The organism is Winogradskyella sp. A3E31, from assembly GCF_046720935.1.
Taxonomy (GTDB): Bacteria; Bacteroidota; Bacteroidia; order Flavobacteriales; family Flavobacteriaceae; genus Winogradskyella.
This window is the reverse complement of sequence record NZ_JBHNWH010000004.1, coordinates 155,641-168,046: the sequence shown is the minus strand read 5'-3', so window position 1 is coordinate 168,046 and position 12,406 is coordinate 155,641. Positions and strand designations below refer to the sequence as shown.

The 12,406-nt window shown below is 36.0% G+C and carries 7 protein-coding genes; 3 read left to right on the top strand and 4 right to left on the bottom strand.

Annotated features, from left to right (window positions below; translation table 11 throughout):
* Nucleotides 1–5: 5 nt before the first annotated feature.
* The 3 genes from ACFEMA_RS06755 (at nucleotide 6) to ACFEMA_RS06745 (ending at nucleotide 5,882) form a co-directional block, all read left to right on the top strand.
* Nucleotides 6–1,106, top strand: coding sequence for a SusE domain-containing protein (locus ACFEMA_RS06755; protein ID WP_411767307.1), 1,101 nt, complete (start codon nucleotides 6–8; stop codon nucleotides 1,104–1,106).
* Between the two features lie 11 nt (nucleotides 1,107–1,117).
* The gene (locus ACFEMA_RS06750) at nucleotides 1,118–2,938 is read left to right on the top strand and encodes a SusE domain-containing protein (protein ID WP_411767306.1); all 1,821 of its coding nucleotides are present in this window, start codon (nucleotides 1,118–1,120) and stop codon (nucleotides 2,936–2,938) included.
* Nucleotides 2,939–3,020: 82 nt separating this feature from the next.
* Nucleotides 3,021–5,882, top strand: coding sequence for an alpha-amylase family glycosyl hydrolase (locus ACFEMA_RS06745; RefSeq protein ID WP_411767305.1), 2,862 nt, complete (start codon nucleotides 3,021–3,023; stop codon nucleotides 5,880–5,882).
* 56 nt (nucleotides 5,883–5,938) lie between these two features.
* On the opposite strand, the gene ACFEMA_RS06740 is transcribed toward ACFEMA_RS06745, so the two are convergent.
* From ACFEMA_RS06740 to ACFEMA_RS06725, 4 genes are read right to left on the bottom strand one after another with little or no spacing between them, the layout of a single operon-like run.
* Nucleotides 5,939–8,554: a hypothetical protein gene (locus ACFEMA_RS06740; RefSeq protein ID WP_411767304.1), complete on the bottom strand. Its 2,616-nt coding sequence runs from the start codon at nucleotides 8,552–8,554 to the stop codon at nucleotides 5,939–5,941.
* Nucleotides 8,555–8,559: 5 nt separating this feature from the next.
* Entirely contained in the window at nucleotides 8,560–9,591 is a 1,032-nt protein-coding gene (locus ACFEMA_RS06735; protein WP_411767303.1) for a UDP-glucose--hexose-1-phosphate uridylyltransferase, read from the bottom strand.
* Between the two features lie 8 nt (nucleotides 9,592–9,599).
* Nucleotides 9,600–10,748, bottom strand: coding sequence for a galactokinase (gene galK, locus ACFEMA_RS06730; protein ID WP_411767302.1), 1,149 nt, complete (start codon nucleotides 10,746–10,748; stop codon nucleotides 9,600–9,602).
* 2 nt (nucleotides 10,749–10,750) lie between these two features.
* The gene (locus tag ACFEMA_RS06725; RefSeq protein ID WP_411767301.1) at nucleotides 10,751–12,397 is read right to left on the bottom strand and encodes a solute:sodium symporter family transporter; all 1,647 of its coding nucleotides are present in this window, start codon (nucleotides 12,395–12,397) and stop codon (nucleotides 10,751–10,753) included.
* Between the last annotated feature and the right edge of the window lie 9 nt (nucleotides 12,398–12,406).

The window sequence follows — 12,406 nt, the reverse complement described above, 5'->3', positions numbered from 1 at the left end:
ATCAAATGAAAAGATTAAAATACATACAAAATATTGCTATAGCTGTTATAACCTTAAGCTTCATCTTAGTGTCTTGCGAAGATGATTCTGAAATATTTACGGCTGAAGCTACGCCTCCGGTGGCTCTTTCTGAGCTACCGACGTCAATGATTGAGTTAGACCCAAACAATGCAGGTAATCCTGCTGCAACATTTATTTGGAGTCTGGCCGATTTTGGACAACCAGCAGCCGAGAATTATTCACTTCAGATTTCTGCGGACGAAGCTTTTACCGAGCCATACACCGCAACAAGTGTAAGTGGCACAAATTCTGTGACATTATCTATGGGTGAACTAAATTCTGCTGCAGGTACTGTAGGTCTTCCTCCGTTTGAGTTTAATACACTTTATGCTCGGATAATGTCTTCAATAGGCACACAAAATGGTTTACCTGTTGCATCAAACTCAATTAGCTTTGATGTGAAACCATATTTTAATTATCCGTTTAAGGATTATTATATTGTAGGTAATGCTACTGCGCCAGACTGGAATAACAACAATAATAACCCAGCTCTATTTAGAGATGCTAGCAACTCTAATGTGTATAGATATACTGGTTATTTTGGTGCTGGTGAATTTAAGGTATTAGAAGTTAAAGGCCTTTGGCAACCACAATGGGGCACCAATGACGGCTCTACAATTGATGTAAATCCTGGAGATGGATCAGATCCTGGAACATTCCCTAATAATAATTCTCCAATTGCCGCGGCAGGATTTTACACATTTACTATAAATTTTGGTTCAAATACTTTCGGTTTTGAGCCTTATGATGCATCTGGGGCGACTACGTTCTCAAGTATGACCATTCAAGGAACTGCTGCTGGTGGTGATGTTGCAATGACTCAATTAGGTTTTGATAGCCATATCTGGTTTATAAACAGTGTTAATTTGGGACAAGGAGACCTTAACTTTTTAACAAATACCGGTGCTACTTGGGCAGGTGACACTTCATTCTCTGGTCAAGCTACTGAAGGTGGAGGTTCTATACCAGTTATAGTGCAAGATGATTATGATGTTTGGTTTAATGACCTTACTGGTGAATATATTCTTATTCCATTAAACCTTTAAAATTTACAATTATGAAATTAAAATTAAATAAAATACCAACATTGATTTTAGGGTTATTATTGGTTTTTACTGCCTGTGAAACAGAAGAAACTTTAGTGATCACAGAACCTGACGCTTCGTTTGAGTTGCTTCAGCCTTCAATATCCAATATCAATTTAAACTATAATCTTCCAGATAATTTAGCTTTTACAATTGCTTGGAACGACGATTTAAGTAGTTCTGGCAATTATACTATTGAATTGGGAGAAAGTCCTCTTTTTGAAACACCAACTGCAATTGGTACTTCGACTACTAACACATTCTCAATGACAGTTAGTGAGTTCAATGAGATATTATTATCTCGCGGTGCTGATGCATTTGAGCCATTTACTGTATTTATGCGTGTAAATAATGGAAGTTCAATGTCTAACGCAGTAAGTTTCAGTGTTTCTTCTTATGCAGAAACACCTCCTGTGGTTGCCGGAATAGATAATACATTTAGTATCACTCTGGTTGAAACAACGCCAGATGACGAAGCTTTGTCATTAAGTGTAGAAGATCCAGATTTTGGAGATGCTGCGTCTGTAGATGTGATTTATGAAGTACAATTTGCACGGTCAGGTACAGATTTTGACCCTATACAAGTTGTAACACCCGAAGAAGATGAAAACGGTAACCTAGTAATCTCCCTAACACATAATGAGCTAAATGAATTAGCATTAAATCTTGGCTTAAACGCTGAAGAAGCTGGTAACCTTGATATTAGAATTAAGGCTACTATTGAAATGGATGCTGGCAATATGGAACGTTTTTCTGAAGTTGTGACTATTGAAGTCACCCCATTCAGTGTAGAACTAGCGCCAATCTTATATGTCGTAGGTGCTGGAGCTGTTGATGCAGGTTGGTCATGGGACACACCTATAGAATTACCTTTACAGGGTGTAAAATATTCTGGGAATATTAACTTAACAAATGACGCGTTTAGATTTTTTACTGTAAACAGCGACTGGGCATCCGGATTAAATTACCCGTATTATGAAGCTGTCGGTTATACCATTGATGCTAATTTAGAAAATGCCAATGATGGAGATAGCAACTTCTACTTTAATGGCACACCAGGCCAATACTTTATTGAAATTGATACTGATGCAAAAACCATAACCTTAGGCCCGCCAGTAATTGGACCAAATTGTAACAATGACCAATTATGGTTAGTTGGAGCTGGTATTGTTGAAGCAGGTTGGTCATGGGATACTCCAGTAGCTCTACCTTGTACAGGTAATGGAACCTATTCTGGTAATGTTGAGTTTACAAATGATGCCTTTAGATTCTTTACTGTAAATAGTGATTGGGGAACAGGAATTAACTATCCGACTTACGAAGGTAATGGATATACCATAGATTCTGATTTTACAAATGCAATGGACGGAGACAGCAACTTCTTCTTTAATGGAACACCAGGAGTCTATTTCCTAACTGTAGATGATATTAATAAAACTATTACTTTAGAACCAGAGCAGCTTCAATGTGAATTTGAACAATTGTGGTTAGTAGGTGCAGGCATCGTTGGTACTGGATGGTCTTGGGATACTCCCACTGCTTTACCATGTACTGGTGCTGGTATTTATTCGGGCCAAGTAGAATTTACAAATGATGCATTTAGGTTCTTCACGGTTAATAGCGACTGGGGAACTGGAATAAACTATCCAACTTATGAAAATGATGGTTACACCATAGATAGCAACTTTGAAAATGCTAACGATGGTGATAGTAACTTCTATTTTAATGGTACACCAGGAACTTATACACTTACTCTCAATACCGTTGCAAAAACGATTACTCTAGAGCAGTAAGAAATAGCCTAATGACTATTTAATAAAATCTAAGGGCTATGTGTTTTTAATACATAGCCCTTTTATAACCTCAATAATTGCTATGAAAAAAAAATTACTCTTATTCGGACTTTCATTTTGTTTAATGTGCTCTGTATATGCCCAAACCTTTACTTGGACTCCTGAATTTTTTAACGATGACGAAGCAAATGTCACACTCACAGTATCTAACTTTGACCCCGTAACAGAATGGGGCGTCTCAGATATTTATTTATGGGCATGGCATTTTAATAGTAGCGGTACGCAAATAAATAACCCAAGCGCAACTGGAAGTGATTTTGGAAATTCGCCTGAAACAGCAAAGTTTACAGACAATATGGATGGGACATATAGCTATAATTTTGGTGTGCCAGAAACTTTTTTTGCTAGCACTGATGTTGCCGAAATTGGGTTTTTAATTAAATCTCAAGATGGCAGTAATCAATCTGGGGATAATTTTAAACAAGTAGGAAAGGCTTCTGTTAATCTTTCTAGCCCTTCAAGCAATTTAGTTGTTATAAATTCTGGCGATAACGTCAGTATTTCTGGCACAATATCGTTTCAAGGCAGTACAACAGTACAGGGCACTATTGAAGTCTTCCTCAATGATGATGTAACACCAACAGTGACTTCAATGTGTGGCTTTCCTAATTGTAACGCAACGTTGACTAACGTTACAGAAAGTGCTAATGTACGCGTTGTTGGGACACCTCCTGGTGAAACAGAGACAGGTGAGGCTTTTTTCGATATTATTGTTGCCCCTACTGTTATTGAGGAAGCCCTCCCTGCTAATTTAGTGGATGGGATTAACTACAGTGCTGATGCAACCAAAGCCACCTTAGTATTAACAGCTCCAGAGAAAGAATTTATACAAATCGCTGGGAGTTGGAATAACTATACACCTAGTAATTCAGACACTATGAAACGCGATCCTAGTACCGGTAAATACTGGCTAGAAGTTACAGGTCTAACCTCTGGACAATATGAAACCTACCAATATTGGGTCTTTGATACAAACCCTATTGCAGATTCACCGAGTTTGGTTAAAACGGCTGATCCTTATTCGCCATTAGTTTTATCCCCTTTTGATGATCCTTTTAACCCTAACTTGGATCCAAATTTACCTGCGTATCCTAGTGGTCAAGAACGTGAAGTCACCGTATTGCAAACTGGGCAAACACAATATCCTTGGGTGGTAAATAATTTTAACAAACCCAAAAAAGAGGATCTGATTGTTTATGAAGTATTGATTCGGGATTTTGATACAGACAGAAATTATCAGAATTTAATCGATAGAATAGATTATTTTAAAAATCTAAATATAAATGCCATTCAATTAATGCCAATTATGGAATTTGAAGGTAATGAAACTTGGGGCTATAACACGTCTTTCCACATGGCGTTGGACAAATTCTATGGTACTCCTGAAAAATTCAAGGAATTTGTTGATGTATGTCATCAAAACGGGATAGCAGTTATTTTAGATATTGCCTTAAATCATGCTACCGGAAGAAACCCATTAGTAAGGATGTGGATGGACGACCCAGATGATGATGGCTGGGGTGATCCCTCTTCCGAAAACCCATATTTTAATACTGAAGCTCAGCATGACTACAGTGTTTTTAATGACTTTAACCACCAAAGTACATTAACTCAAGATTATACAAAAAGAGTAGTTACCCAATGGATTGAAGAATATAAAATCGACGGTTTTCGATGGGATTTAACCAAAGGGTTTACTCAAAATTGTGGCCCTGGCTCCGCTGGTGGTTGTACTGATAGCTACCAACAAGATAGAGTGGATGTTTTACAACAATACGCCGATGATTCATGGTCAGTTGACGACACACACTACGTCATTTTTGAACATTTAGGAGGTGATAGTGAAGAGCAACAGTGGGCTAATTATAGAATAGGCGAAGATAGAGGAATTATGATGTGGGGTAAGATGACTTCTGAGTATACAGATCTAGTACAGGGATTTGGAGCAAATATTAACCGTATGGGTCATGTAAGCCGAGGATTTACTGAGCCAAGATTATTGGGATATCCTGAAAGCCATGATGAAGAGCGCGTAATGTATGAAGCGGTTGAGTTTGGTAATAACTCTAATGGTACTCACAACGTCCGTGACTTAAATACTGCACTTTCAAGAATGTCTGCAATGGGAGCCGTCTCTGTTATGATTCCTGGTCCAAAAATGATTTGGCATTTTGGGGCATTAGGAATGGATAATTCCATATTTACTTGTAATAACGGAACCATTAACAACCCTGATTGTAAACTAGACACTAAACCTCAACCACAATGGTCAGAAAACTGGCTTGGGGATGCTAATAGGAAACAAATTTATGACGATTGGTCACGTCTCCATGCATTAAAAGTTACAGAAGATGTTTTTGAAGGTGATTACGCCATTACCTCTGGTGGATTGACCACTAGAGTTGATGTGTTTGATACTTCTATACCAACAACTGAACTTAGAAATGTTATTGTCCTTGCAAACTTTGATGTTGTTAGTCAATCCGTAAATACTAATTTCCCAGGTGGTGTCACTAGTACTTGGTATGATCTAATGGACCCAACTGGTGCTACTACAGTGCCACAGACTACAAGTTCAATAACCATACCTGCAGGACAATTCAGGATTTTTGGAAACCAATCAGTAGCTACTTTAAGTGATGCTGATTTTGACATTGATATATTTACAATTTTTCCTAACCCTGTAGAAACGTCTTTTAAGGTTAACAGTAATGTGAATACTCTTGAAGTATATGATTTAATGGGAAAAGTAGTTAAATCTTTCGACGGTAATTTTACAAAGAACTCAGAGTATGATATTTCTGAATTAAATACTGGAGTCTATATCATTCGGATTGAAAATTCAGATGGACAATCGCATATTGACAAACTGATTAAACAATAATTATTTAATTAGTCTGCTAGGAAAAGAGCTTTAAATACTATTTTGAAGCTCTTTTTTCATTCTAGCCAGATTGAAACTATTCCAAGTGCTACCGATTGATTTTTATCCATGGCGTTAGGCTCTGGTTTAATAGATATTTGAATGCTTTCAATAGTATTTATATCAAAACTTGAGTTGTTTTTATGCTCAAAGAAATATGGTAAAAACGAAGGATATGGCCTAGGCAATGTGACTGTTTTCACTTCTTTTAGATCAGATAATGCAATACTATAATTATCCATGTCTTTTTGCAATTCTATTTCCCCACCAAAGGCACTTCCATCTTTTAAAATTAAGGTCACTTGAAGTTGTTTAGATGCTTCTTTTAAGGATCTACCTTTAATAAATAAGAACTCTTTGTCTATAAGGTCTTGTTTTCGATTTGAAATTTCTTCGATTATAAAATGCTTAAAGGTATAATCATAAATAGGCTCTGCATTGGGGTTTTCATTATCTGGATAAAATAATTTCTCCAAATGTATCTGGAACTCCGCTTGATTAAAATCTTTAATTGGCACAAGTTTGTTTCCCTGTCGCCAAGAAATAACCAAATCTTCGTAATCGGTTTTTGCATTAAATAATTGAATGGGATAACTAGGGTCAACAACCGATACCTGATAGGTTTGTCTATCGTAAAAGTCCCAATCAAAAGGTTTACCTTCTTTATTTGCTGGATAGCTTATCGCTTTATACTTACCAAGGTTAACTAAAATAGTATAATTTAAATAACCTCTACTTAAAAGCCTGTTTTCAACTAAGGCCTCATAGGTATAGGGTTTTACCTCATTCATTTTTAAACTAAAACGTTCTCTTCCTAAATAACCAACGACTTCAATTGATTCTACTTCCTCTTGACTAATAAACTGAACTTCGATTTTTAATGAGTTGCCTATTGACACTTCTTTTAAAGGAGAATGAGTAAAATAAGGTTTATCTACAGTTGTTTTTGGTGCAAAAAAAGATTTTAAATGATATCCTTTAAAACTTTCATTTGGCGACAAACTCTTTTGATCTCCGGCAGCCGATAGAATATAAGTTCCTGGAGATATTTTAAAAGACCCATTTGATGTCTTTATGCTTATATCATTGCCAGAATTGATACCCTTTATATCAAAACTACTTCCAAGTTCATCGAGTTTAATTGTCATGTTATGGGTTTTCCATTTAATAACTCCAACTGTTTTCTTTGGGCTATTTCGGCCAAATGGGTTATCAACCCATACAGCATCGGGCATTACTTCTAATCTCCAAAATCCTTCTTCAATTTTATCAATAAAATAAGCCCCTAAGCCATTATAACTAACAAGAACGGAGTTTCCAAAACCAGCAATTTCTGTCAACTTAGATTGGTCTTTTGGTTTAGAAGGTGTTGAATTGGTATAGAAAAATTTTGTTTCTGTGTTATATTCAGCTAAATCAGATTCATAATCTATTTTAAAATCCCCAAATGTCTTGTTATTGGGATAGAATCCAAAATCAGAATACATGGGAGTTTCCCTAAACACCTCTCCACAAATTTTTAGACTCAAGGCTTTTTGTGGAGTATACGCTAAATTCATGTAGTGGGTATTATACTCTGTATTTACATCTGCCATATAGGTTGGGTCATAGGCAAAATGAGTTGCAATTTGTATCCCAGCTTCCCTAAAACTCCTAGCCATTGCAGGGTATATATAAGATTTACCAACATCTGCAGCATCAAATTCATATACAAGCTTAGCTCCGTTGTGTTTTTTAAAGACGGATTCAAAAGGGATATTATAATCATTAACATTAGGCAACAAATTCCCCGATAGCTCTTTTTGATACCCTAGCCCTGTTGGATACCATTGAAAGGTACCTCCGTCTGCACCACCTTCAAAATAAGCTTCAGCAAAATGTACAGCGTGGCTCATATTATAGAAAATAGGTTTTTGTGTTCCTGTTTTTCGCATGGCATCAATCATTCCTTTTACAAAAGCTGTAACTTTTGAAGCCTCACCACGATGATGTGGTTCATTGCTAACTTCAAAAGCTATAACATTTGGTTCATTTTTATAGGCAACACCAGTATAGGGGTTGACGTGATTTAAAAACTGGGACAAATAATTTTGCTGTGCCTTAATTGCTTTTGGGTTTGTTAGGCATTCACCTTTTCCATATTTATGGGAAAAACCAGGTGTAGGAGTATCTGGCTCTGGCCATCCATTCCCCCAAAATGCTATAGGAGTAATGACATAGTTAATACTATTTTCATTCAATTTACTGAGTAAATAATCAAAAGTATCTAAGTATTCATTTTCTAATAAATTCCCTTCAACATCACTAATTTGAGTATCCCAAACATGAAGACGATACAAATCAAACCCCAAACGTGTAAAATGATAAATATCATTATCAATAGCTCTTTTAGGGTCTATTCCGAGTCGCTTTGCTGTTCTATAGGCATGAGCAAATGGTACTGAATAATTTACCCCAAAACCATGAACCTCTGCTTCGGATTTTTCCCAACGCATCACTCCCTGCTCATCTATATAGACATTTCCTCTTTCATTAGTATTCTGGGCTTTGACATTAGAAAAAATAAAAATCATAATAATGACCACAATTACTGTTTTGTATGGTCTTCTTGTTGGAATAAGTATATTTTTCATGTCTCCTAGTATATTTTATCAGAAATCTCTTTTAAAGTTTTAGCTGCAAGCTCTGGTGTTATGTCACGTTGTGGACTTGCAAACATTTCATAACCAACCATAAATTTTTTAACGGTAGCACTACGTAATAATGGTGGGTAAAAACTCATATGCCAATGCCAATGTTCGTTTCGCTTTCCATTTGTTGGTGCTTGATGAATCCCGCTGGAATATGGAAAAGAACAGTTGAATAACCTATCGTAAGTTTTTGTCAAAACTGAAATAGCTTCTGCAAAAAGTATCGTTTCAGATGTTGGTATTTTTTTAATATCTGTTTGATGCGATTTAGGAATAATAATAGTTTCATAAGGCCAAATAGCCCAGAAAGGAACTAATACTGTAAATGCCCTGTTCTCAAAAACTATGCGTTCTTTGTGCTTCAGCTCTTCTTTTAAATAATCTCCAACTAAAGACTGTTGATTTTTTTGATAGTAATTAAATTGTGCTCTATCCTTTTTTAAAACCTCATTTGGTATAGAACTCTGACTCCAAATTTGCCCATGTGGATGTGGGTTACTGCAGCCCATAATATCACCTTTATTTTCAAATATTTGAACATAGTTTACCCTCTCATTCTCGCCTAAAATTTTATATTCATTTTGCCATGCATATATCACTTTTTCAATCTCTTTAACTGACATTTGAGCCAAGCTTTTAGAATGGTCTGGGCTAAAGCAAACGACTTTACAAATTCCTGTTTCACTTTCAGCTTTTAGCAGCCCAGAATTGATTCTAAAGCCTTCTTCGCTTTTAGTTAGCGCTGCAAAGTCATTTTCGAAAACAAAAACATCTTCATAATTTGGATTCCTTTCTCCATTTGCCCTCAAATTTCCTGCGCATAAATAACAATTAGGGTCAAATGACACCTTATCCTTAATTGTTGTTTTTTCCTCTTTGCCCTGCCAAGGTCGTTTGGTTCTATGTGGCGAAACCAAAACCCATTCCTCAGTTAGAATATTAAACCTCCTATGGGATACTTTTTGTAGATTTTCTTCCATTAAAATTTTTATTTTATCAATTGTGTTCCTTCAGATAGCACTACGCTATAAATGCTACATTCATTATCTAATTCTAGTTTATATGCCTCTGAAACTTCATTTTTAAAATGTTCCGATTCGTTCTTAAGCACAACATTTATTGTACATCCCCCAAATCCACCACCCATCATTCTAGCACCAATAACCGAATCACTTTGCTTTGCTACATTGACCAAGAAATCTAATTCCTTACAACTGATATCGTACATTTTACTTTGCCCTTCATGTGATTGAAAAAGCAATTCTCCTACCCTTAAAAGATCATTGTTTTTTAAGGCTTCCTTACAATCTATTACCCTTTCATTTTCTTGAAGTATATATAATCCCTTTTTATATTCTGATTCTGTAATTTTGTCTCTTACAGACGAAAGATCTTCATAAGAAACCTCTCTAAGTGACGGTTTATTAAGTAGGTTAACGATTTTTTGACATACTGCATACCTATTATTGTATTCGCTCTCAGCCAAAGCATGTTTTACATTACTATTTATAAGTATAATTTCATAATCATTAAGATTTACAGGTATCGTCTCAGTTTTTATATACTTGCAATCTAGAAACAAGGCCTTATCCTTTTCTCCAAACATACTGGCAAATTGATCCATAATTCCACAGTTTACACCAACATAATTGTGCTCTGCACTTTGAGATATATAAATCAGCTCTTTTTTACTGAACCCTAAATTGAATAGTTCATTACAACCAAATGCCAAACTATTTTCTAAGGCTGCAGATGAAGACAACCCAGATCCTACAGGAATGTTCCCTGCAAAAACACAGTTAAAATTAGGCACTACTTTTCCTTTTTTAAATATTTCAGCAATGACTCCGATGATATAATTTTTCCAATTATTAGCATCAATTCTTTCTAACTCTTCAAAATTCAATACCATTTGGTCATTCATATCAATTGAAGTGATTGTAGAGTGGTTTGAGTCACTTTTTCCTATTGCTAAAACAATGCCTTTATCGATAGCGGCCGGTAATACATAACCATTGTTATAGTCAGTATGCTCTCCTATAATATTGATTCTGCCAGGTGAAAAAACGCACAAAGGATCCGTTTTGTAAAGGTCTTTATACCCTTTTTTTACAGATGTTATTAATTTTTTATCCATAGTTAAGCGAAATAAACATAAACCCCAATAACGACGACACATATAGCTAATCCTACTGGTTTGGTATATTTCCAAGGGGAAATATCCACTTGTTTAGTATACTCTTGTACATAGGCTTCTTTCCTTGGTCTCAGTTTTCCGACAAAGAGCATAATGGCAATATTTAATAAAAATAGTATGGCCATAACATCCAAAAAATGGGGATAGGCACCGACTTCAACCAAGGCAAGAGATGCTTCATCTGTAATACCAGAACCTTTAGCTTCATCCAGAGCCTTATCGATAAAATAAGGCTGCATAATAAACTGGCTTAAAATGTATAATAAGCACCCAGACACCAAGCCTATTTTAGCTGCAATAGCAGGCACACGCTTTGTTAGGTAACCAACAACTATAATGGTTAATATCGGAATACTATAAATGCCATTAATCTCTTGTAGATAATCGAAGAGGCTTCCTGCATTTGCAATCATTGGCGCAATAAACATAGATGCAATGGCTAAAATGACCCCAAAGGTTTTTCCATATTTTACTACTGTTTTTTCATTTGCATCTTTATTAATATGCTGCTTATAAACATCGATACCGAAAAGAGTTACAGAACTGTTCAAAACACTATTAAACGAACTTAGTATCGCACCAAAAAGTACTGCCGCAAAAAAGCCAACCCAAGCATTTGGTAAAACTTTTTTAACCAACATAGGATAGGCACTATCTGCAGTCTCTAAGTTGCCTTGAAATACATGAAACGCTATTAATCCAGGTAATACCACAATTATGGGGCCTAGAATTTTTATAAATGACGCCAACAATAATCCTTTTTGACCTTCCTTTAAGTTTTTTGCCGCCAATGCTCTTTGTATAATTTGCTGGTTGGTACCCCAATAGAATAACTGAACCAACATCATTCCGGTAAAAATGGTATAGAAAGGCACTGGGTCTGTTGGTCCGCCCATGGATTTAAACTTTTCTGGATTTTCTGTTGTCAATATTGATAGCCCATCTAAAACATTCCCATCTCCAATGAGCATTAATCCAAAAATTGGGATTAAAATTCCACCTATTAACAGTCCAATGGCATTAATTGTATCGGATACCGCAACAGCTTTCAGTCCGCCAAAAACCGCATAGATAGAACCTACAATACCTATACCCCACACACAGATCCAAATGGATTGTACTTGGGTAACACCTAACAATTCTGGGATATCAAACATACCGCTAATTGCCAATGACCCCGAGTATAGTATCACAGGAAGTAACACAACAACATACCCCGTTAAAAACAATACTGATGTTAATGTTTTGGTCGTTACGTCAAAGCGTTTTGCCAAAAAACCAGGAACCGTTGTTAGCCCATCTTTTAGATAACGTGGCAGCAAAAACATAGCTGTTACAATCATAGCAATAGCCGCTAACGTTTCCCATACCATAACAGATAAACCACTTTGGTATGCTGAGCCATTAAGACCTACAATCTGTTCCGTTGAAAGGTTAGTCAACAATAATGATCCAGCAATAACACCTGCAGTTAAGCTACGGCCACCAAGAAAATAGCCATCTGAAGTAGCTTCTTCAGTTTTTCTGGTTTTTATGTAGGATATAATAGCAACAATCGCCGTAAATCCAATAAATGTTAAGAATTGCATAGTTTAGAT

What these genes read in the sequence shown, in the direction of transcription:
- ACFEMA_RS06750 (WP_411767306.1), top strand. Translation starts at nt 1,118, where the DNA reads ATGAAATTAAAATTAAATAAAATACCAACATTGATTTTAGGGTTATTA.
- galK (WP_411767302.1), bottom strand. Translation starts at nt 10,748, where the DNA reads ATGGATAAAAAATTAATAACATCTGTAAAAAAAGGGTATAAAGACCTT.
- ACFEMA_RS06740 (WP_411767304.1), bottom strand. Translation starts at nt 8,554, where the DNA reads ATGAAAAATATACTTATTCCAACAAGAAGACCATACAAAACAGTAATT.
- ACFEMA_RS06755 (WP_411767307.1), top strand. Translation starts at nt 6, where the DNA reads ATGAAAAGATTAAAATACATACAAAATATTGCTATAGCTGTTATAACC.
- ACFEMA_RS06745 (WP_411767305.1), top strand. Translation starts at nt 3,021, where the DNA reads ATGAAAAAAAAATTACTCTTATTCGGACTTTCATTTTGTTTAATGTGC.
- ACFEMA_RS06725 (WP_411767301.1), bottom strand. Translation starts at nt 12,397, where the DNA reads ATGCAATTCTTAACATTTATTGGATTTACGGCGATTGTTGCTATTATA.
- ACFEMA_RS06735 (WP_411767303.1), bottom strand. Translation starts at nt 9,591, where the DNA reads ATGGAAGAAAATCTACAAAAAGTATCCCATAGGAGGTTTAATATTCTA.